This is a genomic window from Desulfobotulus mexicanus, from assembly GCF_006175995.1.
Taxonomy (GTDB): domain Bacteria; phylum Desulfobacterota; class Desulfobacteria; order Desulfobacterales; family ASO4-4; genus Desulfobotulus; species Desulfobotulus mexicanus.
In genome coordinates, this window is record NZ_VDMB01000006.1 from 23173 (window position 1) to 45646 (window position 22474).

At 49.8% G+C, this 22474-nt stretch carries 20 protein-coding genes and 1 pseudogene; 15 read left to right on the forward strand and 6 right to left on the reverse strand.

Annotated elements, in window-relative coordinates:
* The first annotated feature begins 62 nt into the window (after positions 1 to 62).
* From FIM25_RS06360 to FIM25_RS06395, 9 genes are all read left to right on the forward strand, one after another.
* Entirely contained in the window at positions 63 to 989 is a 927-nt protein-coding gene (locus FIM25_RS06360) for an acyltransferase (protein ID WP_139447679.1), read from the forward strand.
* A gap of 145 nt (positions 990 to 1134) precedes the next feature.
* Entirely contained in the window at positions 1135 to 2214 is a 1080-nt protein-coding gene (locus tag FIM25_RS06365; RefSeq protein ID WP_139447472.1) for an AAA family ATPase, read from the forward strand.
* Complete coding sequence (locus tag FIM25_RS06370; protein WP_139447475.1) at positions 2211 to 3104, forward strand: DUF4435 domain-containing protein; 894 nt, start codon at positions 2211 to 2213, stop codon at positions 3102 to 3104. The genes FIM25_RS06365 and FIM25_RS06370 overlap by 4 nt, the downstream gene beginning before the upstream one ends.
* A gap of 125 nt (positions 3105 to 3229) precedes the next feature.
* On the forward strand, positions 3230 to 4819 hold the full coding sequence (locus tag FIM25_RS06375; protein WP_139447477.1) for a hypothetical protein: 1590 nt from the start codon (positions 3230 to 3232) through the stop codon (positions 4817 to 4819).
* Positions 4820 to 4823: 4 nt separating this feature from the next.
* Positions 4824 to 5288: a nucleotidyl transferase AbiEii/AbiGii toxin family protein gene (locus tag FIM25_RS06380; protein WP_139447479.1), complete on the forward strand. Its 465-nt coding sequence runs from the start codon at positions 4824 to 4826 to the stop codon at positions 5286 to 5288.
* On the forward strand, positions 5278 to 5445 hold the full coding sequence (locus tag FIM25_RS17050; RefSeq protein ID WP_179953208.1) for a hypothetical protein: 168 nt from the start codon (positions 5278 to 5280) through the stop codon (positions 5443 to 5445). The genes FIM25_RS06380 and FIM25_RS17050 overlap by 11 nt, the downstream gene beginning before the upstream one ends.
* Before the next feature lie 57 nt (positions 5446 to 5502).
* Complete coding sequence (locus tag FIM25_RS06385; protein WP_139447480.1) at positions 5503 to 6297, forward strand: hypothetical protein; 795 nt, start codon at positions 5503 to 5505, stop codon at positions 6295 to 6297.
* Positions 6290 to 10714 carry a coiled-coil domain-containing protein gene (locus FIM25_RS06390; RefSeq protein WP_139447482.1) on the forward strand — a complete coding sequence of 1475 codons (4425 nt, stop codon included), beginning with the start codon at positions 6290 to 6292 and terminating at the stop codon, positions 10712 to 10714. Before FIM25_RS06385 ends, FIM25_RS06390 begins: the two co-directional genes overlap by 8 nt.
* 184 nt (positions 10715 to 10898) lie before the next feature.
* Positions 10899 to 11186 carry an AAA family ATPase gene (locus FIM25_RS06395; protein WP_139447484.1) on the forward strand — a complete coding sequence of 96 codons (288 nt, stop codon included), beginning with the start codon at positions 10899 to 10901 and terminating at the stop codon, positions 11184 to 11186.
* A gap of 211 nt (positions 11187 to 11397) precedes the next feature.
* Here FIM25_RS06395 and FIM25_RS17870 read toward each other — a convergent pair.
* The 6 genes and pseudogenes from FIM25_RS17870 to FIM25_RS06420 all read right to left on the reverse strand — a co-directional run.
* Positions 11398 to 11994 (reverse strand): annotated as a pseudogene (locus tag FIM25_RS17870) (IS630 family transposase); the annotation flags it as partial.
* Between the two features lie 12 nt (positions 11995 to 12006).
* Positions 12007 to 12426 carry a winged helix-turn-helix domain-containing protein gene (locus FIM25_RS17295; protein ID WP_218961317.1) on the reverse strand — a complete coding sequence of 140 codons (420 nt, stop codon included), beginning with the start codon at positions 12424 to 12426 and terminating at the stop codon, positions 12007 to 12009.
* A gap of 297 nt (positions 12427 to 12723) precedes the next feature.
* The gene (locus FIM25_RS06405; protein WP_246052042.1) at positions 12724 to 13530 is read right to left on the reverse strand and encodes a shikimate dehydrogenase; all 807 of its coding nucleotides are present in this window, start codon (positions 13528 to 13530) and stop codon (positions 12724 to 12726) included.
* A gap of 9 nt (positions 13531 to 13539) precedes the next feature.
* Entirely contained in the window at positions 13540 to 14649 is a 1110-nt protein-coding gene (gene pheA / locus FIM25_RS06410; protein ID WP_246052044.1) for a prephenate dehydratase, read from the reverse strand.
* Positions 14650 to 14651: 2 nt separating this feature from the next.
* The gene (locus tag FIM25_RS06415) at positions 14652 to 15644 is read right to left on the reverse strand and encodes a 3-dehydroquinate synthase II (protein ID WP_139447489.1); all 993 of its coding nucleotides are present in this window, start codon (positions 15642 to 15644) and stop codon (positions 14652 to 14654) included.
* A gap of 169 nt (positions 15645 to 15813) precedes the next feature.
* A complete protein-coding gene (locus FIM25_RS06420; protein WP_139447491.1) occupies positions 15814 to 16617 on the reverse strand; it encodes a 2-amino-3,7-dideoxy-D-threo-hept-6-ulosonate synthase in 804 nt (267 codons plus the stop codon).
* Positions 16618 to 17445: 828 nt separating this feature from the next.
* Between FIM25_RS06420 and FIM25_RS06425 the strand changes: the two genes are divergently transcribed.
* The 6 genes from FIM25_RS06425 (at position 17446) to FIM25_RS06450 (ending at position 22404) form a co-directional block, all read left to right on the forward strand.
* Positions 17446 to 17715, forward strand: coding sequence for an HU family DNA-binding protein (locus tag FIM25_RS06425; RefSeq protein WP_139447492.1), 270 nt, complete (start codon positions 17446 to 17448; stop codon positions 17713 to 17715).
* A gap of 341 nt (positions 17716 to 18056) precedes the next feature.
* On the forward strand, positions 18057 to 18320 hold the full coding sequence (locus FIM25_RS06430) for an HPr family phosphocarrier protein (RefSeq protein ID WP_139447493.1): 264 nt from the start codon (positions 18057 to 18059) through the stop codon (positions 18318 to 18320).
* Between the two features lie 8 nt (positions 18321 to 18328).
* On the forward strand, positions 18329 to 20092 hold the full coding sequence (ptsP, locus tag FIM25_RS06435; protein ID WP_139447495.1) for a phosphoenolpyruvate--protein phosphotransferase: 1764 nt from the start codon (positions 18329 to 18331) through the stop codon (positions 20090 to 20092).
* A 28-nt stretch (positions 20093 to 20120) separates the two neighbouring features.
* Positions 20121 to 20588 carry an SsrA-binding protein SmpB gene (gene smpB / locus FIM25_RS06440; RefSeq protein ID WP_139447497.1) on the forward strand — a complete coding sequence of 156 codons (468 nt, stop codon included), beginning with the start codon at positions 20121 to 20123 and terminating at the stop codon, positions 20586 to 20588.
* A gap of 63 nt (positions 20589 to 20651) precedes the next feature.
* Positions 20652 to 21161 (forward strand): chemotaxis protein CheD, encoded by a 510-nt coding sequence (locus FIM25_RS06445; RefSeq protein ID WP_139447499.1) that lies wholly within the window; start codon positions 20652 to 20654, stop codon positions 21159 to 21161.
* Positions 21162 to 21180: 19 nt separating this feature from the next.
* On the forward strand, positions 21181 to 22404 hold the full coding sequence (locus FIM25_RS06450; RefSeq protein ID WP_139447501.1) for an HD domain-containing phosphohydrolase: 1224 nt from the start codon (positions 21181 to 21183) through the stop codon (positions 22402 to 22404).
* Positions 22405 to 22474: the final 70 nt, after the last annotated feature.

The window sequence follows — 22474 nt, forward strand, 5'->3', positions numbered from 1 at the left end:
GCCTCCCTTGAAAATCTCTGTTTTACGGGAAAAAAAGAACTGTCTAAATGAAGGATATCCCCATGCAAACTCCCCTTGCCCGTCTGAAAGGCTGTATGGTTATTACGGCCATTGTTCTTTCAACCCTCATCCATTTTATTCCCCTGATTGCCGTCACCATTGTCAAAGTTTTTATTCCCCTGCGGATCAGCCGCCTTGTCTGCACCCGGATGATCATCGGCATCAGCACATCCTGGATTCAGGTTAACAACTTTATTTTTTCCCTTTTCCACAGAACCCGCTGGGAAATCCGTGGCGGAGAGAATCTTTCGCCCGAAGGCTGGTATCTGGTTCTCTGCAACCACCAGAGCTGGGTGGATATTTTTGCACTCCAGAGAAATTTAAACGGCAAAATTCCCTTTCTTAAATTCTTTTTAAAGCAGGAGCTGATCTGGGTGCCTGTCATGGGTCTTGTATGGTGGGCCCAGGATTATCCCTTCATGAAACGCTACTCCAAGGAATATATCCTGAAAAACCCCCATAAAAAGGGAAAGGATCTGGAAGTAACCCGCAAGGCCTGTGAGAAATTCCGCACAACCCCGGTCTCTGTGATGAACTTTGTGGAAGGCACCCGTATTACCGAAGCCAAGCATCTTCGCCAGAAAAGCCCCTTCCAGAGACTGCTCAGGCCCAAGTCCGCAGGAACAGCCTTTGTTCTTTCCGCCATGGGCAGAGAAATGAATACCATCGTGGATGTAACCATTGCCTATCCCCATGGCGTACCCTCTTTCTGGAAATTTATCTGCGGGGAAGTTCCCCTGATCCGAATGAATATTCGAACCCTTGCCATCCATGAAGGACTGCGGGGTGACTATTTCAATGACAGGGATTTCAGGGAGTCCTTTCAGAAGGAACTCAATACCATGTGGGCGGAAAAGGATCTTCTTCTGGAACGGATGGTGGCACCGATCTGGTCGGAAACAGAAGATGAAATAAAAGAAGTTGCCTGATGGCTATGTTTTCCCGACTGCTGCGGTGATATTATGCATCCTTCGAAATCAGGCCCTCTGACTTGCAGAGACAGGCCTGTGATCTTCCATGCCTGCCTGAGAAAAAAAGAAACAGCCAGACAACAATGTCCATACGTAGGGTTTTATGACAAAAAACCAAAACATCCCCATAAAAATAAGACGTATAAGTATTATCAATTACAAGGGCATTGATGCACTTGAAATGAATTTTCCCATCCCCCGAATGCCCGATGATCCGGATATCATGATCATGGGCAGCCAAAACGGCCTGGGCAAGTCCTCCATTATTGAATGCTGTGCCCTGCTCCTGCTGGCACTCACCCAGGGAAAAGAGCAGTTCAAACTGCGTGACCGTTACGCCATTGTGAATGTACCCGATCTGCTCATCAAGGCTGGCTGTCATTTTGCGGAAATAAGCGGTGATATTCTTATTGGTGATGAACCCTGTACGGCTCTGATCAGAATAGAACGGGATGGAATTATCCGGGTATCTGGTACTTCCGACCTTAAGAAATTATATGGAGATGATCAGACCGGGCCTGAAACCGAAACGGATGATTTTATCAAAGCAATCTGTGGCTTTTCATCAAACCCTGTCATGGCCAATAAGTTCCTGCTTTTTCATAGCTACAGGAAGGTTCAGGAAGGCAATCCGGATCTTGGTATGATGGTTGACCGCAGCCGTTCACCGGGACATTCGTCCCACGAGCGTTATGAAGCACCAATGAGCACATTCAAGCTAAGAATTCTCCGATCTCTGATGGGGCAGGCCAATCTGTTTGAACTTGAGGATGACGAAGATCCGGCGGAAACCATAGAAAAGCTCAACGAGCTTGTTCGATTTTATGCCCATGGCACCATTAGCAAGCTTAGGCCCTCACCGGATAATACCGTTGACTTTCGCATAAAACCCGTAAACGGTGAAGGCTCCTTTACCTTTGACGGACTCAGTTCCGGTCAGAAGGAAATCATTTCCACGCTGTTTCTCGTCTGGTACCACACCCGAAACAACCCTTCTGTGATCTTCATTGATGAACCGGAGCTGCACCTCAATGCCCAGTGGCACCGGAGTTTTGTCAAAATTCTTTTGCAAATGTCTCCGCAGAACCAGTACATCATGGCAACCCACTCCGAGGATATTATGGATTCGGTGAGTGAGGATCGCCGTGTTCTCCTTCTGGGCAAGGATGAGGGGGAGTTATGATCCGTGTAAAAACTGGCATCCGAGCCGAAGAAGTCAGGCTGAAAAGCCAGCATGTGCTTTTTGTGGAAGGAAAGGACAAAAATTCTGTTGATCCCAAGGTGTTGGATGCACTGTTTGGGCAAAGCATCCGCATCGAACCCCTGGGGGCTTCTTTCTCTGTAAGGAGCGTTGCAGAGGCTCTTTTCCCATACCACCCGACCTATTACTTCCTCATAGACCGGGACCACCACGACAATACGTTTATTGACAAATGCTGGACTAACTTCCCGGATCCAGCAACCCACAATCTTCTGGTCTGGCGGCGTCGTGAAATTGAAAACTATTTTTTGGAGCCGGAGTACCTGTTTCAATCCCGTTTCTGCAGGGTCAGTCAAGAGGAGCTGGAGCGACAGGTTCTGCGCTTTGCCAATGAAAGACTGTATCTGGATGCGGCAAATCATGTGGTGACATCCATTCGTGAGGAACTCAAACGAAACTGGATTCAGATATTCTCCAATCCTGCAGACTTCCCAGACAAAGAAAAAGCCCTGCAGAAACTGAAAAACGCCGGTGAGTTTCACCAGCATAGCGCAAATGTGGAACAGAAAGTTTCCGCAGGGGAAGTGGAAAGAAGATTCCATAGCTATCTGGAAAGTATGTCCGGCGGGAAAACTCCCCTTGCATTGGGAACTGGCGACTGGCTCCATATGATTCAGGGGAAAAAGGTACTTGCCCAGCTTATCCATTCGGGCTGTTTTCAGGTTCTGGACAGTAACGGAAAGCCGGTCACAGGTCGGGAGAAAATCAATGCTGTTATAAAGGATCTCCTGCAACAAGGCATGGAAAAACAGCCAGGCGATTTTGTAGCCTTAAAGCAGTTAATAGACAAAAGGATCAAAGAAAAGCATTGACGACCACCACTGAATCAGCGAACCACAACTTAATCCGATATTGAGAGACTGTGCAAACCTTTAAAATAAAAGATTTCCTGCCAGTCTCCTGATGAGCCCTTCCAGCTCCATACAAAGAGATTTCCATGCCCATTCAACTCGAACTCATCGACTTTGTTAAAAAAAATCTTCCGGCTGAAAGCGATTCCCCGGAGACCATGGAGGCATCAAAAACCCCCTCCTCTCCGGGTTTCGGATCGGATGTCAGCAGGGCGGTTCATTCCGCTCTGATCCTTCGACCCATCTTTGAGCTGGAAGCCCGTCGTTTCGGTCAGGGTGAAGAAGAACTCAGCGGCGAGATCTGGATGCGGGTTGATCTGATGTGGACGGCATTCGCCATTCTGGATGTCATCTCAGAGCTGACCGAATACCAGATCGGTGTCACCCGCAGTGAAGTAACGCAAAAAATCCTTCCCCTCCTCCGTCAGCAGGTTGCTGCAGAAAACAGATTTTTTCCCGATGAAGCCCTTGAAGAAGTAAGCTCTAAAATTTTTGACCATCTCACAAACAGGAACAACCGTTACCTTCCCTTTTCCTGTCCCTTTTTTGATGCGGATGCAGGACGCTACCGCACCCGCCGCTTCTGGCTCATCAAAAATGTCTATACGGGCGAAGGCAGCGAGGCCCTGTTCGCCCTCACGGAAGAAGGCTACACAGCCTATTTCGGCCTGCACGAAACCAGTGCCCTGGATGCTGCTGCCATCGGCAACCTGCGCATCAAGCTGCTCATTGAAAGGGGCAATCTGGATGATGCCATTGCCGTGGCCGAAACCAACCGAAGGCAATGCGCCCGAAAGGCAGGAGAAGTGAGAACGGTGCGCCGCCAGATCAGCCGGAACATCAAGGCCGTGGGTTTTGACCGGGTTCAGGCCCTGGCCGAAGAGGGTGTCAATCAGGTCATGGATATCCAGAAGGAAGGCAACCGTCTGCACAACCTTGTCATCGAAAACCTGCATGGTGGCGGATACAGGGGCCACAGCAGCACCCTTTACAGGCTGGCCGACAAGCTTGAAGGATTAAGTAACCAGCTGATGAAGCTTTCCGGCCAGCTCCAGAGCCTGCCCGAAGACTACCAGAAACACAGCCACAAACTTTTCAGAAAAGAAGCCAGCGGCGTATTTCCCGGCATGGATGAGGTCATGGAAAGGATTTTTTCTCTGGATGAGGAAAACGCCGCCCGCATGGGGAAGGAATTCATCGCCCGCATAAATCCTCCGGCACAAAGGCCTCTTTTTGATCCGGCATCGGTGATGGAAGCCTGTGAACGCGCCATGGAGCGCAGGAATCCGCCGGGCGATCAGACCCAGGTGCTCCTGGAGGTGGACGGTGAACCCCTTATATGCTTTCAGCCGGAACTGAATGAGAAAGTAATGCAGCAGGCCTTTCACCTGATCCATAATCTCCTTGGCCGCAAAAAAGAGCTGAGACTGGGGCAGGTTCTGGAACAGGCCCTGACGGAGTCCGATGAAAGCCTTTTCCCCGTTGCAACGGCCATGGCCGTTTTTCAGTGCCTTGTGGAAAAACGCATTGCAGACAGATACGGCATCCATGTGGACATGCCCGACCCGCAAAGTCGCATCACCATGGATCTCGGAAGCGGAAGACGCTACCGGGGCCATGAACTGCGGCTGAGGCAGCGGGTTTCCGATCTCTCAAATATCCAAACGAAAGCTTAGGATCATGGATCTTCTGGTTGAATTGAAGAATATTATTGAAGCTCTTGATAAAAAAAAGATAGCTTATGCCCTATGTGGCGGTCTGGCTCTGGCTGTTTATGCAAGGCCCAGAGCCACACTGGATATTGATATAATGGTTGAACCTGATCTTCTCGATGAAATCAAAGACGTTCTCTCAGATCTGGGATACAATATTCCGGCAGCACCCATGTTTTTCAAAAATAATGCCATACAAATACACAGGCTAACTAAGATTGACAGTGACAGCGAAGAACACCTGATGGTGGATCTGCTACTTGCCACTCCTGAGGTCAGGGATTCCTGGGAAAAAAGGGTTACTGTTGACTGGGATAACAGCAGCCTTACGGTATTGTCACCCGAAGGACTTATTTTTCTGAAATCGCTCAGAAAAAGCGGGCAGGATCTGGATGATATCCATTATCTGAAGGAGTTAGTTGATGAAAATTGATATGAGTTCCAAAGCCATTACCGAGCGTCTTAAAACAGTCAATCAGTTGAGAAAAGCATGCCTCGCCCTTGCCAGAACCAGTATCGGTAAAAAAATCATAAAAGAGCATGCTTCCAATGAATCCGTTCAGAAAACCTCCCTTGCCCTTGGCCGATGAGCCTGTGCCGGAATTTGAATTGATTACCTATTCAGCCTAGTCAGGACCCAATCCATTATGGAACACCATACAGAATCCTTTCATGGGGCCAGCCGCCTTATTTATTTAAGCCTCATATACAGCAGCGGCAGCCGCAGGGCCATGGCCCCCTTCAGTGCCGAGATGGCCGAACTCATCCAGCGTTTTCAGTCCCAGGACAGCTTCCGCCAGATGGTGGAAACGGGCCTGAAGGCCATGGAGCTGAGGCTACTTGCCCTGGAAGACAAGGGCCTTCGCCTTTCCGCCCGTCGCTCGGACAGTTTTTTTGCAGCCACCCTCACGGATTACGGAAAACTCCTTGCCAGAAGCGACCTCAAGGCAGCGGAAATCCTTCCCGTTCACTGCGCCATTGCCACGGCCTTTTTCCCGACGGAGGCGGATCTGGATGCTCCGGTGGAAGACCTCGGTGCCATTGTCATCATGGATGTCATGGATATCCTGAAACGCTTTGCCCTTGCAGAATCCGCCCTGCCCGATGGAGAAACAAGGCTGCATCCCCAGGTGAAGAGCGTTGCGGAACGCCTTCGCCTTCTGCCCGAAGACAATCCGGACAGGCAAAGGGCGGGCAGCGGTTCAAGCTGGGTGGAAATGATTGCCATCGTACTGGATCACATGGTGGAAACGGGCTATCTGCTGGCCTTTGAAGAAACACCTGGGGAGGTGGAATACAGGCCGACGCCTGCCTATCAGACCGCCCTGAGGGAAGGCATTGTCTATGCTTTCCACGCCTTCCGGGATATTGTGACCACCGCTCCCCTGCAGGAAAAAAAGACAGCCGAAAATACGCCAGGGGAAGGAGAACCCCATGTTTAGACTCAATAAATTCTTTGTAAGCGATATCAAGGCAGGGGACAATATTCTGCGAAATGGCTTTGTACCCGTCTTCCGGGAGGATGGGGATGCGGATCATGGTGTTCTTTTTGCTGCCAACGGCACCTGTAAAACCACCCTCTTATCCTTTATCCTCAGCGTGTTCAGCCCATCCAGACAGCGCTTTGTGCAGCACCTGCAATCCGGCGGAGACAAGAGTCTGGACCAGTATCTGATTCCCGGCCGTCCTGCCATCGTCATGCTGGACCTTGCCATGGTACTGCAACCCACCCTCTTTGAGACAAAACCCGTGGATCATCTGGTTCTGGGCCAGCTTCTCTATCGCCACAGCAACACGCCGGACAAAGTTGATCGCACTTTTTTCCTGGCCAGATCCGCTGATTTTTTTGACACCCTGCGCAGCCAGTGGGACGGACTTCTCGATCAGGAAAAACCCTATCAGGCCCTGAAGGATTTCATGGCTCCGCTTATCCAGCAGACCACCAGCCAGAAGGAATGGGAGGAAACCCTGGAAGGGCTTGGGCTTGATCCCTGGCTCATTGACCGTCAGGTGGATTTTGCCCGTACGGAAGGGGGCATCAAGGATGCCTTCCGCTTTAAATCCGAAGGAGATTTTTTAAGTTTCTTCCTTGGCTGCGTGACGGATATGGAAGCTGCCAAAGAATTGCGCGAGCGCATGGATCAGGACTTAAGCAAAATGAAGGACCGCCCAAGAAAACGGGCCCAGCTTGATGCCGTACGCAGCTTAAAGGAGCGCATCGCCGACTTTGACACCATCGCCGCCCTCTGGCGCAGTGCAGGAAAGGCCATTGAAAAATGGCGGATGCAACTGGGAGAGGCCAGCCATCTTCTCCATGGTGCAGAAGCTTCTTCCCGGACAGAGCTGGAAGAACTTGAAAATGAGCAGAAGCATGCCGAAGACTCTTTGCGGACCCTTCGGACCGGACTGGAAACCACCCGGAGCAATATCCTTTATCTGGAGCACTTCTGCATATCCAGTGCAGTGGAAGAAGGAGAAAAAAGCCTACACAGAAATCATGGGGAAAGCGAGGCGCTGAAGGCTGAAAAAAACGCCCTCCTTGCTGCGGACTTCATGGCGGATATCCGTAAAAATCAGGCCGAAGCGGACACAAAGGATAAGGCTCTCGCCGAAGCAGGCAAAGAAATCAATCCCTTGCAGGAAAAACTGAAAACCCTTGCGGCCCAGTACCATCTGCGTCTGGATGCAGACCGCCACGGACTGAAAGCCGCCATGGAAAATCTGTGCCGGGAAGAGGAAGAAAGAAAGCAGCATCAAAAGGCTGTGGAAAAAAAACAGCAGGCAGGGGAAATCCTCAGGCAAGCCCTTGAAAAGGAGCTTGAGAATCTGAACGGTCGCATCCGGGGAGCCGAAGCTGGCCGTACCTTGCTGCCCCTTGATCCCGGAGAAGAACCCTCCGCCGCCCTGGACCGGCTCCATGGGGAAAAAGCGGGCTTTGAAAACCGCATCATTATGGTTGAAAAGGAAATGAGTGCCGGAGAAGAGGCCCTGAAGGCCCAGGATCGCAACTGGCGTCGTCTGCTGGAAGAGTGTTCAAAAGCACAGGGAAAACTCAGCGAATCCCTCAAAGCCATGGAAGAAGAAGCAGGTTTGCGGCGGCATCTTCTGGAAGATCACCATCTTGTGCGCATTGCCGGAACCCGTGATATGGAAATCAGCTCGGCAGAGCTCCTTTCCCGGCTGGATGATGCCCTGGTGCGCAGCGAGGAACGTCTCAGAAAAAAGGAAAGGCAGACCCTTCAGCTGGAAGAAAAGCTGGAAGCTCTGGATCAGGGAGGCGGCCTTGCCGCCGATGACCTTACCCGCCGCCTTCTTTCCTATTATCATAAAAAAGGCCATGAAAAGGGTATTGCCCCCGGAGAACTCAAGTCCTATCCCGAATACCTTGCGGATCTCTACCCTTCGCCGGAAATCCTGGCCCGGTACATCGAAGGGGATCCGGCGCGGTTCACGGGCATGATGGCGGCCAGTCAGGATGTCATTGAGAGCATCCTTGAGATGCCACCACCTCCCTGGCTGCACCGGCCCGTAGTGATTTCCACCCCCTGTGCTCCGGAAGCGGTCAGCACTGTGGAGCAGACCCTGATCCGCCCCCTGACGCCCGAGGTCTATTCCAGACAGCACATGGAAAAGGTGAAGGAAGAATACCATAAAACGCTGGAAAAGGTGGCAGAGGAAAGGGAAGAAGCCCGGAGCCTCCTTAAAGCCATGGAAGGCGTAAGCCGCAATCTCCATGCCTATCAGGAGCGTTTTCCCGATGCCGGAGCTGTGGCCGCCCTCCGTGAACGGGCAGATGCGGAGGAGAAAAAACTTTCTGAAATCAAAGCTGCCATTGCTGAGGCTGAGACGGGCATGGAAGCCCTCAGCCGCTCAAAAACAGATCTGGAATCCCGCTACCGCCATCTGAAAGACCAACTCGCAGACCTTTCCCGGATGCTCCAGCAGGTGAACACCTGGGTTTCATCCTTTGCGGATCTGGCCGCATGGGAGGAGGAAAGGGAAAAAAAGACACTTGAAAAAGGAGCCGTGGAAAAGGCCATCCGGGCGGATGGAATGACCCTTACGGAACTCAAGAAAAAAGAACTCCGGATTTTTAAGGATATCCACATATGCAAATCCGATCTCAAAGGGCTGGACGAAAAGGCCTCTGAAATCATGCGGCCTGAGGATACGGAACTGAAGACCGAAGAGCAGGAAGAAGCCCTGTCCATGGATCTTCAGACCCTGCTCCATCTTCATAGGGCCGCAAGGGAAACCCTGAGACAGATGAGCCATACGCTCGGTATAGACCATCTTGGCAGAGAGCTTGAAGATCTTCAGGCACGCATTGCAAGGCTTCAGTCCGAATTCGAGGCCTTTGGCCGCAGCCACAGCTTTGATGGAAAAAGTGCGGAAGACTGGGCCACGCGGGGCTTCAGGGATAGAAAGGCGTACCTTGAAAGCCTTTCCGGGAAACTGGAAGGGCTGAAGGAAAGCCGCATCCGCATGGAAACGGAACTGGAACACAAAAAAAAGGATCAAATCCGCAGCGAGGCCCTTCTTTCGGAACAAAAAGCCAAAGGTTTTCCCCATAATCTTAGGGAAAAAAACCTGAAGGATCAGGACACAGATGCGCTGCTGCATCGTCTGGAAAGCGAAAAAAGAAGGCAGCAGACCGAATGCGAAACCCTTTTCTCCCGCTCTGAGCGCCTCAAAGAGAAGCTCAGCTTCCTTGAAAAATGGCGTCAGGAACTTCGCATTGCCATGGCGGAAAACCAGCCCTTTGAACCCCTCTGGGATCAGGATTCTCCCCGTCATCCATGGCCGGACCTACTGGAGCCGGGCAGAGACAGAATGGCTTCTATCCGGCAACTGCTGGAAGAAATAAGGGAAATGGCCGCATCCGAAAGAAAGGAGCGGGAGACCGGAGAAAACGCCCGCAGACGGATGCGCAGTGCCTTTGACCGTCTCCAGACCCACCTTCAGGATGACGCCTGCCGCCATGACCTCCCCGCTGTGGTGGATGCCCTGAGAAGCCACGATGCCGAATCCTTAGGGCTTCAGGCCGAAGACCTGATCCGGCGCTGCGGGGATATCGCCAGCAACATTGAAATGGATCTGGAAATTACCCAGCGCTTCATGGACAGTCTTGTGGACAGGCTGCTGCAGCACAGCCGGGATTATCACCAGAAACTGCAATCCGCCGCAAGGGAGCTTCTTCCGGAGACCGTTTTCATTTACGGAGGAAAACCCATTCTTCGCACAGGTGTCCGACTGGATTTTGCCCGCTACCAGGATGCCTTCCGCCAGTCTGTGGAAAACTGGCTTTATCAGCTCATGCAGCAGAACCGCCTGCCGGAAGTCAATCCAAAGGCAGGCAACGGCCTTGGCTCTGAACTGCTTTATCAGCTTCTGGGGGCCGCATCGGGCCGGGAGAATTTCGGTATCCGCATGCTGAAATGCGATGACTCCGGCAACACCTACGAGCCCGTGGGAAAGGACCTCGGTTCCGGCGGCGAGGCCCTCACCATTGCGGTCATGCTCTACACCCTGCTCATCTCCATGCGAAAAAAGCGCAACAGTACTTCCGAAGGCAGAATTCCCGCATTCCTCATTCTGGACAACCCCTTAGGCGTCTGCAACCGCTCAGACTTTGTGGATGCCCAGCTCAAGGTGGCGGGAAACATGGGCCTTCAGTGCGTCTATTTCACCGGCATCCATGACCGGGAATCCTTAGAACTTTTTGAACTGCGCACAGCCATCCGCAAAGGGGATAAAAAACTTGAGATCGACGGCATTTCCTATAACTGCCTTGAAGTCACGGAGCTGAATGTGGAAAAAACGGGCCAGAAAACAGTGACTGAACCAAAAACGCCATAAAATTTGATACGATCATCGAGCTTCGGGACTTCAATATGAAGCCCGAAGAAATGATCAGAATTACAAGGCTAACTTCTGAAAAAGTAAAAACTCTACTGACTACAGATGACAAAGGGCTGAAACTGCTGATAGATCAAGATCTATTGGAAAACTGATTTTTCCCTCACCCCCAGAGGTGCAAAGCATGAAAAAAAGAATCCTCTACGGCGAAGCCAATTATCCAGCCATTGTTCGTGAAAACGGCTACTTTGTGGACAAGACCGCCTACATCGAAAAACTGGAATCCGTTAAAAATACCGTATTTCTGCGTCCAAGGCGTTTTGGAAAATCCCTCCTCTGCACCATGCTGGAGTCCTACTATTCGGTTTTATATAAAGAAAACTTTGAAGAGCTTTTCGGGCACACATGGATTGGCAAAAACCCAACGCCCCTGCACAATACTTTAAATTCATGTACCGGACATGACGGATAAGCGGCTCTCAGGCCAAACAGGTTTCTCTGTGCATACCCGGATAAAAGCAGGCTTTCAAGTTTACAAAGCCCACATGCCATGTTACATTTCTTAAAGTCTTATCCCATAAACAACTATTATAAAATGACATACACATTACATACGCACTATCAGAAAGCAGAACATGAAAGAGTGCATGACATATACTAATAAGATCATAACACACTCGACATTAAGCTAAAATATACTGGGTGTCTTGTGCTCTAAAAAAACTGGCAACTCTTACGGTTTTCTTTTGCAATGATCTCAAGATGGAGAAGACCTTTTTTCTGAGGTCTTCCGGGCCTGAAACAACCATTTTTCCAATCTTGTGATGTTTCAGGTATCCCCATACCATTTCATCCGGATTCAAATGAGGGGAGTATGGAGGCAGGAAGAACAAGCGGAGCTTTCCTGCCGTTTCTTCAACAAATTTATTGACCTTGCCTGATTTATGGACAGGATGCCCGTCCACAATGAGGAAGATGGGAGAATCAGCCTTGTAAATCAGACGTTTCAGAAATGAGATAAACTTATCGGAATTCATTTTTCCGTCAATGGTCATGAATCGGAGTTCCCCCGAGGGAGAGATGGCCGAAACCATGTTGATACCAAAGCGAGCCCCCGTTTTTTCAACGACTGGGGTGACTCCTGTGGGAGCCCAGGTCGTCCCGCTGTGGTAGTCTGATCTTACGGTTGATTCATCGGCAAAAAAGATTTTTGCATTCTCTTTTTCAGCCTGTTTCTTTATTTCCGGGAACTCATTTTCAACCCATTCCTTTACCCGGTCTTCGTCCCTCTGTCAGGCTTTTTTTAAAGGCTTCTGTGGCGAAAAACCAATTTTTTTCAAAAGACGACCGACAGTGGCATTACTTATGGAAACATCGAACTCCTTTTTGATAAACTCCCGAATCATTTCACGGGTCCACAGAGCAAATGGAAATCCGTAGTCCATAGGATTTTTATCCGCAATCTTCCAGAAAAGCTCATCAAAATCTTTGGTATGGAACTTAACGGGCCGACCTGGAATCGGTTTCGTCTTTAAAGCGTCAAGGCCGCCTTTGCGGTATTTGGCTATCCACTGGTAAATTGCGGATCGATGGTAACCCAGAGCCCTGGCGATAACCTCTGGGCTTTCACCCGRTTCGATCTGCTGGACAGCGCGTATACGGATAGCCTCACGGGTCTTATGATCGAGTTTTCTAGCGTCTTGTTTTTTCATAAGCAGCAATATACATCATGTCGAGTTGGTTTTGAACTTTTTAGTAAGCACGCTGCCTTTGTGGCGCCTCAGACAGTTTGCCGCTTTTATAGCACTCCGGCACTCCGGCACTCAAGCTTGCAAAAGCCCATTGTTTTCATCGCATGCTTTGGGTTTATGGCTTGAGTGCCGGACAAAGCTCTGATCTGAAACGATTGCAACGTCACTCGCAAAAAGTCAGGGTGCCTTGCTACGGAACATTATTTTAAAATTATAACAATTAAATCCAATGATATAACGAATAATTACTTTCGTTTTTCATAAAACATCCTCAACGGCTTTCCGCATGCAATCAACGGGAGCTTCCCTGCCCGTCCATAACTCAAACTGCAAAGCCCCCTGACGGATGAACATTTCAAGGCCATCCACCACACGGCATCCAAGGGACTCCGCAGCCCTGATCAGCTTTGTCTTTCTGGGATTGTAAACGATATCCATAACCACCATCCCCCCATGGAGTACGGCAGCCTGAACAGGCATGGTATCCACATCCGGATGCATGCCAAGGGAGGTTGTATTCACCAGAATATCCATACCTATCCCCGTAAAATTCGAAAGAAGACAGAAATCAGCACCCAGATCACAGGCCAGCGCCTCCCCCTTTTCCCGGCTGCGGTTCACAATGAGGGGAAAAGCCCCAGCCTCACGAATACCGAAGGCCACAGCCCTGCCAGCCCCTCCTGCACCCAGAATGGCAACCCTTTTCCCATGAAGGGGACCTGCCTCCAGAAGGGCATCCCTGGCTCCGCACCAGTCCGTATTCAGCCCGATAATTCTGCCATCATCCTTCAGACAAAGAGTATTCACAGCTCCCATTTTCTCTGCCATGGGATCCAGCTCATCCACCAGTGACAAGAGAGCTTCCTTATGGGGCAGGGTCACACTCATGCCCCGGATACCAAACGTTCTCATGGCAACGGGAACTCCTGCGGGATCCTTTACATCAAAGGCAAGGTAAACGGCGTTAAGTCCCAGAAAACCAAAGGCGGCATTGTGCATCACAGGGCTTAGACTATGGGCCACAGGATGACCCATCACTCCGAAAAGAGCAGTCTCGGCATCCATCATTCCCCCTTAAAAACTGCACCGGGCATAGGAGCCCACGGTTTTCAGGAAAAGGCAGTTCGGCCGCATTCTGTCAATGGCCTCCCGGATGAGTTCATCCTCCCGATGGCCTTCAAGGTCAGCAATGAAAAAATAATTCCAGTTTTCCTGACGGGTGGGTCTTGACTCCAGCTTCACAAGGTTGATGTTCAGATCCGCCAGGGGCTTCAGACCACTGAACAAGGCACCGGGTACGTGGGCCGTAACAAACATGATGGTTGTCTTGTCCGATCCCGTGGGCCGAGTCTCGTCCCTCCCGATGACCAGAAAACGGGTGGTATTGCGACCACTGTCCTCTATGTGGGATGCCAGCACCTGAAGGTTGTATATGGCCGCAGCCTGGGAACCCGCCACCGCAGCGGCACCCGGCTCCATCGCTGCCTTTCTTGCCGCCGCCGCAGTACTGGCCATCTCCACAAGACGGGCATGGGGCAGGTTCTGGGCCAGCCAGCGCCTGCTCTGGGCCAGAGCCTGGGGGTGGGAATACACAACGGAAACTAAAGAAAGATCCGTTTCACGGGATAAAAGATCATGGGAAATGGCAAGGCAGGTTTCCGCACAGATACTCAAGGGAGAGAGGAACAAAAGATCCAGCGTGTGGTTCACAGCCCCTTCCAGTGAGTTTTCCACGGGCACCACACCATAGTCACAACTTCCCTTTTCCACTTCTTCAAACACATCGGCAATGGTGGTTCTGGGAACAAACTGGCCTGCATAATCGAACTGCTGCAACGCAGCAATATGGGTATTGGTGGCCTCCGGCCCAAGATAGGCGATGGTCCGGGAACGCTGCACCTCACGGGTAGCAGCCATAACAATGCCATATAAATGATGGATCAGGGTATCGGAAACAGGCCGTCCCTCACTGCGGGCCACAAGGCGGTCAAAAATACTCTTTTCCCGGGACCGGTCCAGCACCTGAAGCCCGGCCTTTTCCTTAACAGCTCCTATCTCCCGCCCAAGTTCCAGCCTTTCATTGAGAAGATCAAGGATGGTATCATCTATGCTGTCTATGCGGATACGCAGGCGATCCAGCGCCTGTCGCACCCCTTCCATATCTTCAGTCATGTTTTCACCCATCCCTACTGTTCCGTAATGGTTTCTTCCACCGCATGACCAAAATGCCTGCCACCCTCTTCCAGACAGACCAGCACACGGTCTCCGGGATTGATGGACACAACGGACAACGGCCTGCCTCCCGGTGCCGTCAGGCGGATAGTTTCCGCATTCTGTACAATGGTATGGATACCTCTTCCAGCAACCTCAGCACGGATCAGAAGGAGGGGTCTTTTTTCTATCTTCACCCTACCCACCACAGCGGGACTGGTGTTTCCGTTACTGTCCACAAGCATCACTGAATCACCGGCCTTAAGCTCGGCAAGGTAGCGGGTACGCCCCCCGTCCACACGGGTATAGGCATGCACGGCTCCGGCATTCACCCGGAAAGGCCGGGGCGCCACATAGGGATTGGATTCTGTCTCTGCATGCACAAGGAAAAGAGCCGAAGAACTGTCGCCCACCAGCATACCCTGGCCGGGCAGCATGGATGTACAGGTATCCACACAGACCCGGTCTCCCATGCCAAGGGACCTGACCTCCGTCACCACAGCCTCCTCCAGAACTTCACTGCCATGAACCTCCTGCAAGCCGGAAAGGGCCGCCTGAAGGGCCAAAGGATCCTGAATATCCAGCATCACCCGCCGGACGCCCACCTCAAGGATACCAAAGGCCGTGCGTGCCTCCTCAAAACTCCGCACCACGGGCATAACATCCGCTTTTTTGGCAATAAGATTTTCAAGGGGAATAATGGTCCAGTCCGTACACTCCAGCACCACAAGACGACTGAGAGACAAAGCAGCCACAGCCTCTTCCTGACTTCCGTCAGAAATTTTAAAAATTTCAGCCGTTTCTCCGGGAATATAATCTCCATCCGATGCAAGCACAGGAATCCTTGCCAGCTCAGCCACTTCCTGCCCCCTGCCATCTTCCACCCAGAGCCCGTGGGCTCCGCCCTCAAGGGCAGTGAGCACCAGCTCCTTATTCCAAGGGGCAATTTTCACCCATATTTCCCGCATCTTTACCCGCCTCTCCTATAATAATAAAAATCCATACAGTCTTAGGGATTTGAAAAACATCGATATACCACATATATGAAGTTCAAATTCTCTGCCTGAAATGAAATACCAGGTTCAAAAAGGTATATTGACAACTTTCGTATCCCTTAGGACATGCAAAAAAATACCCTCAGACAACCTCTTCCTGCAGAATCATCATGGCCTCTTCAACGGAGGCACCTTTATTAATGATAGCAGAAAAAGCTCTGACCAGACCGCGGGGATTCTTGTGCTGGAAGACATTGCGCCCCATGGAAACACCGGCACCTCCAGCATCCGTTGCCCCCTTCACCATCTCAAGGATATCACGGTCCGAGTCCATTTTAGGGCCTCCGGCAATGACAACGGGCCTGAAACAGCCCTCCACCACCTCACGGAAGGACTCTGCGGAACCAGTGTAAGAAACCTTCACAATATCCGCACCCATTTCTGCTCCCACCCTGGCTGCATGCTTGATAGCTTCCTTGTCGTACTCATCCCGAATTTTTTCCCCTCTGGGGTACATCATGGCAAGGAGCGGCATTCCCCAGTTCCGCGCATCATAGCTGATACGTCCAAAGTCATTGAGCATCTGCTTTTCATCACCATTGCCGAGATTCACATGGATGCTCACCGCATCAGCTCCCAGACGAATGGCTTCCTCCACGGAGCAGACAATGGTTTTTGCATTGGGCTTGGGAGAAAGACTGGTGGATGCTGAAAGATGAATGATGAGACCGATATCCGGACCACTGCCCCGAAGGCCATCCTCCACCAGCCCTTTGTGTTCCACAATGGCATTGGCACCACCTTCAGCCACCTTCTGGATAGTGGCGGTCAGATTACGGATACCGTCAATGGGTCCCACGGATACACCGTGATCCAGGGGAACAATAATTGTTTTTTTCGTTTCCCGGTTAATGATACGTTCCATACGAATCTGTTTGCCGATCATGCTGAATGCCTCCTGTATATTAAAATATGCAAAAAGGGCCGCAGAGTTTCTCTCCACGGCCCTTCTATAAATTATACCTATATTGCCACCGTGGGGAGTCGTTTTGCCGACCCACCCTCGGTACGATTGCTGTTTTTATTTTCTCTGTTCCAGCGCACGTGCAGGCAGGTCGATACTAAAATAGTACCACCAATAATAGCAATAAAAGCTGCCTGCAAAAGTCTGGTTCACTATAAAAACCTTTCATTGATTATTCTTTTTTTAAACTTTCTCTCATCTACCCGCAAAATGACCTTCGGTCAAGTTTTTTTTGCGCCTGCACCATCTTTTTCCAAAAGCAGCAGCAAAAGGAATATTTTCTGAAACACAGGGGAAATCAAGGTTGCACAGAATAAAAGTAGCTGCTATATCTTATCCTTAAAGAAACGCTGTTTACCTGTTTTTTATACTAAAAAATTCAAATGAATGCTTGTGCTGCACAGGAACCACATGCATATATTTCAGATAAAATCAATATAACATTTTAATTTTCAAACCAAATTTCATAAAAATCTTTCTTGACAGTCTCCAGACAAGCACGTAATTTGTCCAGGCATACGTAAGACTTTCCTAAATACCATGGTTTTTTTTGAGTATTTCGGTTGTCCCCTGTTGTATTTTCCATAAATATAATTGTAGCTGTTAAAACCCAAAAGATTGATGTCCGAAAGATCGCATTCTTTTCCAGTCATTATGGATAAAAAAGCTTTCGTTCAATCACTACCTACGTTTAGTCCTGCCACTATAAAAGCGATGACTATCGAAGATTAACATTCAAGGAGGTTCTGCATGAACAAGGGTGATCTGGTCGCAGAAGTTGCAAAGGTTGTCAGTTCCAAAAAAGATGCTCAGGCTGCAGTAGACTGTATATTTGCAACCATTACAAAGGCCATGTCCGACAACGAGCCAGTAACCCTCGTTGGTTTCGGAACATTCAAAGCCATGGAGCGTCAGGCAAGAAAGGGCCGCAATCCCCAGACGGGGGAGGAAATTGAAATTTCTGCCCGTAAAATTCCAAAATTTATACCAGGGAAAGCCCTTAAAGATGCCATGAAGTAAATGATGGCAGAAGTTAAGGCCTCACCACGAAAACGGATCTGAGATATCAAGATTGAAATCATTCCGTTTTCCGGGGTACCCTGTCATATGGAACCGGATATGCAGCATGAGGGGTGTAACGGGGCAAAAGAAAAACCCCGTTACACCTTATTGTATTTAAAGAGATTTTTTTAAAGCACACCCTTTTAACCCCATATCTGTTTCATAATATCACTGCAAGATTCAAACTTGAACGTTGCAATCCCCAAAAAAGCGTATACAATCTGACTGCTTTTCTCAGCAGCGGTTTCTTCAAAGAGAAATCCGCACAACCTTTTGATCTTCATGGTTTTACACCCAAAGTGCATCCAAAAGAACTTACCATTACCAATACATCAGGTATCCACGCCAGACCCGCTGCGGCCATTGCCCGTATTGCCCAGACTGCAAAATCAGGGGTGTGGATCTGCCATGAAGAAGAACGGGTGGATGCCACCAGCATCATTGATATCCTGACCCTTGCCTGCGGACAAGGCGCCCGGATTACCCTTTACGCAGAAGATCCTGAAGATCTTCCCATTATCGACAGCATTGCCATGCTGATCGAAAATGGATTTGGAGAATAAAAGAACCCATGCCTACGGGAGAAAAAAAAGAAGCCGTTTTTCAGGGAATCAGCGGTGCCCCCGGTATATGTATTGGAAAAGCTTACATGGTCGGCAGAGAGGGTGTGGATGTTATCCCCCAGTACAGCATCAGCCAGGATCAGCAGGCCCGGGAAATCACCCGATTTAAAACCGCCGTACGTACCGCTAAAAACGAACTGCTTGAGATTATCGGGGCCACCCCCGAAGCTCTGAAGGAACATATACAGATTCTCGAAACCCATCTGGTCCTTTTCAAAGATAAAATGCTTTACGGCCGTACCCTGGAAACCATTGAACGGGAAAATGTAAATGCCGAATGGGCCCTTAAAAATGTTGTAGCTGAAGTCAGGGCCATGTTTCAGGATATTGAAGACCCCTATCTGCAGGGAAGGTCTACGGATATTGTCCATGTATCGGACCGCATCATGCGCAATCTCATGGGTGCCAAGGAAGAAAGCATCAGCAGTATAAACAAGCGTGTTATCCTTGTAGCCAGTGATATTTCTCCGGCCCAGACAAGCCAGATTCAGCTGGAGTGGGTTATGGGTTTTGTAACGGACCACGGTGGCACGGCATCCCATACCAGCATCATTGCCCGCACCTTGGGCATTCCCTGTGTTTTAGGACTGGGCAATGCCACTTCCAACCTGCATAATGACGATATTATTATTGTGGACGGCATTGCAGGCCGTGTTATTGTCCACCCTGAAGACGATACACTTTTATTGTACGAAGGAAAAAAACGCCGTTTCGAAGAGCACAGAGCTTCCATATCCCGGAGCAGCCATCTGCCTGCCGTCAGTACCGACGGAGTGGAGATTCAGGTACTGGGCAATATTGAACTGGCTGAAGAAGTTGTTTCCGTGAGGGATCACGGAGGTGATGGTATCGGGCTCTTAAGAACTGAATTTCTTTATCTGAGCCGGAATAACTTCCCCGGTGAAACAGAGCTTTTTGAACAATACAGGGAAGTGCTGGAGCTGATGGCACCCGCACCTGTCACATTCCGTACTCTGGATATCAACGGAGACAAAGCCATCTCCTACACCCTTACACCGGAAGAAGCCAATCCAGCTCTGGGCCTGCGGGCCATCCGTTTCTGCCTGAGAAAAAAAGAAGTGTTCAAAACCCAGCTCCGTGCCATCCTAAGAGCTGCAGCTTATGGCAAGGCACAGATTATGTTTCCCATGATTTCCTGTATTGAAGAAGTCATGGAAGCAAAAGCCCTTCTAAAAGAATGTGCAAATGAACTGGCCGAAGAAGAAAAACGAAATAACCCAGATATCCCTGTGGGCATAATGATAGAGGTACCCTCAGCAGTTGTGATGGCTGATGTACTCGCCCATGAAGTAGATTTTTTCAGCATCGGCACCAACGATCTGGTACAATACCTTCTGGCCATTGACAGAGGGAATCCCCAGGTGGCTCACCTGTACAATTCCCTTAATCCTGCTGTTCTGCGTATGCTCAAACGAGTTGTGGATGAAGCGGAGAAGGCAGGGATTTCTGTTTCCATGTGCGGAGAAATGGCAGGGGACCCTTTTCATCTTCCTGTCCTGATGGGGCTGGGTATCCGGGAGCTTAGCATGAACCCCCAGTCCATTCCGGCCATCAAGAATATGATACGAAATATGGATAGCCATGATTGTCAGATTTTTACAGAATCTCTTCTTAAAAAAAGCCAGACACAGGACATCATGGACGCCATTTCACTTAAATACGGAAAATTCATGCAAACGGATTTTACCTAAGCCTTATTGGTAAAAAAAGGAGACTGAGGTGAGTGGTACCAAGATCATCACGGACAACCGGAAAGCACGCCATAATTACACCTTTGAAGACGTGATGGAAACAGGCATCGTTCTTACGGGAACAGAGGTCAAATCATTGAGAAACGGCCAGGTCAACCTGAAGGATGCATACGCCCAGATAAAAAACGGTGAAGTTTTTCTCATGCAGATGCACATCAGCCCTTATACCCATGCCTATTATAACAACCACGACCCCCTTCGTACCCGTAAACTGCTTCTGCATAAATACGAGATCGTCAAACTGATTGGCAAAACAAAAGAAAAGGGCTATTCTCTGATTCCTGCCAAGCTCTATTTCAAGCAGGGAAAAGTGAAAGTAGCTCTGGCTCTTGCACGGGGTAAAAAAACCTATGACAAGCGCCATGCCATCAAAGAAAGGGAGGCCAAAGTTACCATGGGCCGACTGAACCGGCAAAAACACGGAAGTGATGACTGAAATAAAATTTCCAGGGACTTTTTTTTCATCGTCCCTCCTCCTTTTCTATTACAGGCGGCTTTCATGACTGATAATCAGGAAATCCTGCCCAGCTATCTTTTACGCCCCGGCTTTCTGTTTATTCCGGACGAAGGCACAGTGATATCCGCCGTCCTTGGGTCCTGTGTTGCCGTGGCTCTCTTTGACCGCAAAAACAAAAAAGGGGGCATGAACCATTTCCTCTACCCCCATGCTCCGGACGCAAAAAATGCCACCACCTTCTATGGTAACGTGGCAACTTCAACACTCATCCGCATATTTCTCAAAGAACAACCATCAAGAAAACACCTTGAAGCCATGATTTTTGGTGGCGCAGTCCACGCTTCCATGCCACAAGCCCAGAAGGTTGCAGAAAAAAATATTAACATTGCCCAGAGTCTCCTGGAAAAAGCCGGAATTACCGTCAGTGTAGCAGATACAGGCGGCAACAGAGGAAGAAAGGTCATCTTTGATACCTTATCAGGAGAATCCCTTGTTTACAGGGTAGAGCGTCTCCGTTCCGGCGACTGGTACCCCTATGAAGGTATGCGCTGACAAAGAGAAAGGAGCCGCCATGCATGAAAATGAACAACGGAACAGACTGCTTCAACTGGGTTGCGATCTGGGAGCCATTCAGGATCTGGACATTCTCATGGAACGCATCCTCACCGAAGCCAGAACCTTTGTCCATGGCGATGCCGGCTCCATCTATATCCGGGAAAAAGACACTCTCCGCTTTGCCTACACCCAGAATGACACCCTGCAGCGCAAGCTGGCAAAAGATGAAAAGCTATTATATACAAGCTTCACCCTCCCCATAGATGACAGAAGCATTGCAGGCTATGTTGCTTTACACAATCAGGCCCTGTGCATTGATGATGTATATCAGATCCCCGAAACAGCCCCCTACCGCTTTTCCCGTTCCTTTGATATCCGGGCACATTACAGGAGCCGCTCCATGTATACCCTCCCCCTTCGGGATATCAACCAGAAGGTTCTTGGTGTTCTTCAGATTCTCAACCCCATGGGGCCGGAAAACATGGTCCGCCCCTTCAAAAATAAAGATACCCGCATACTGAAACATTTTGCATCCATCGCTTCCATGGCTCTGGAGCGGGCCAGCCTAACACGCTCCATCCTCCTGCGCATGATTCAGATGGCAGAAATGAGGGATCCAAAGGAAACCGGAGCCCATGTCAATCGGGTTGCCAGCTATTCCGTACTGCTATATGAAGCCTGGGCAAAACGCAGAGGGATGGATAAAACTGTCATTGAACGACAAAGAGATCGTCTCCGTATGGCTGCCATGCTCCATGACGTGGGTAAAGTTGCCATACCTGACGGCATCCTGAAAAAACCCGGACGACTGACAGAAGAAGAATTCGAAACCATGAAAACCCATACTTTCCATGGAGCCAGACTTTTTCTTGATGTTCATTCAGACTTTGACAATGACGCAGCAGAGGTGGCTCTAACCCACCATGAGAGATGGGATGGCAAAGGATATCCCGGCCATACAGACATTACAACGGGGCTTCCCCTGCCTGAAAAAACCGACGGAAGCGGAAAAGCTCTGGGGCTCAAGGGAGAAGAAATCCCCATTTTCGGCAGAATTGTTTCACTGGCAGATGTCTATGATGCCCTGTCCCATCAGCGGGTATACAAAAAAGCCTGGAAAGAAGAGCGTGTACTGGAAGTGATAAGGGAAGGTAAAGGGACCCAGTTCGACCCTGAGCTTGTGGAAATTTTTTTTGATATACTCGATGGTTTCCAGCAGATCTCCCAACGTTTTCCTTAATTTTAAGATTTGTTCTTCCAGTGTATTCAATTAAACTTCGTAGCCCGGACAAAAAAAGGATGACACGGGT

Excerpts from the sequence above, each read along its gene's own strand:
- FIM25_RS06360 (WP_139447679.1), top strand. The coding sequence starts at position 63 with ATGCAAACTCCCCTTGCCCGTCTGAAAGGCTGTATGGTTATTACGGCC.
- FIM25_RS06365 (WP_139447472.1), top strand. The coding sequence starts at position 1,135 with ATGACAAAAAACCAAAACATCCCCATAAAAATAAGACGTATAAGTATT.
- FIM25_RS06370 (WP_139447475.1), top strand. The coding sequence starts at position 2,211 with ATGATCCGTGTAAAAACTGGCATCCGAGCCGAAGAAGTCAGGCTGAAA.
- FIM25_RS06375 (WP_139447477.1), top strand. The coding sequence starts at position 3,230 with ATGCCCATTCAACTCGAACTCATCGACTTTGTTAAAAAAAATCTTCCG.
- FIM25_RS06380 (WP_139447479.1), top strand. The coding sequence starts at position 4,824 with ATGGATCTTCTGGTTGAATTGAAGAATATTATTGAAGCTCTTGATAAA.
- FIM25_RS17050 (WP_179953208.1), top strand. The coding sequence starts at position 5,278 with ATGAAAATTGATATGAGTTCCAAAGCCATTACCGAGCGTCTTAAAACA.
- FIM25_RS06385 (WP_139447480.1), top strand. The coding sequence starts at position 5,503 with ATGGAACACCATACAGAATCCTTTCATGGGGCCAGCCGCCTTATTTAT.
- FIM25_RS06390 (WP_139447482.1), top strand. The coding sequence starts at position 6,290 with ATGTTTAGACTCAATAAATTCTTTGTAAGCGATATCAAGGCAGGGGAC.
- FIM25_RS06395 (WP_139447484.1), top strand. The coding sequence starts at position 10,899 with ATGAAAAAAAGAATCCTCTACGGCGAAGCCAATTATCCAGCCATTGTT.
- FIM25_RS06405 (WP_246052042.1), bottom strand. The coding sequence starts at position 13,530 with ATGGATGCCGAGACTGCTCTTTTCGGAGTGATGGGTCATCCTGTGGCC.
- pheA (WP_246052044.1), bottom strand. The coding sequence starts at position 14,649 with ATGGGTGAAAACATGACTGAAGATATGGAAGGGGTGCGACAGGCGCTG.
- FIM25_RS06415 (WP_139447489.1), bottom strand. The coding sequence starts at position 15,644 with ATGCGGGAAATATGGGTGAAAATTGCCCCTTGGAATAAGGAGCTGGTG.
- FIM25_RS06420 (WP_139447491.1), bottom strand. The coding sequence starts at position 16,617 with ATGATCGGCAAACAGATTCGTATGGAACGTATCATTAACCGGGAAACG.
- FIM25_RS06425 (WP_139447492.1), top strand. The coding sequence starts at position 17,446 with ATGAACAAGGGTGATCTGGTCGCAGAAGTTGCAAAGGTTGTCAGTTCC.
- ptsP (WP_139447495.1), top strand. The coding sequence starts at position 18,329 with ATGCCTACGGGAGAAAAAAAAGAAGCCGTTTTTCAGGGAATCAGCGGT.
- FIM25_RS06445 (WP_139447499.1), top strand. The coding sequence starts at position 20,652 with ATGACTGATAATCAGGAAATCCTGCCCAGCTATCTTTTACGCCCCGGC.
- FIM25_RS06450 (WP_139447501.1), top strand. The coding sequence starts at position 21,181 with ATGCATGAAAATGAACAACGGAACAGACTGCTTCAACTGGGTTGCGAT.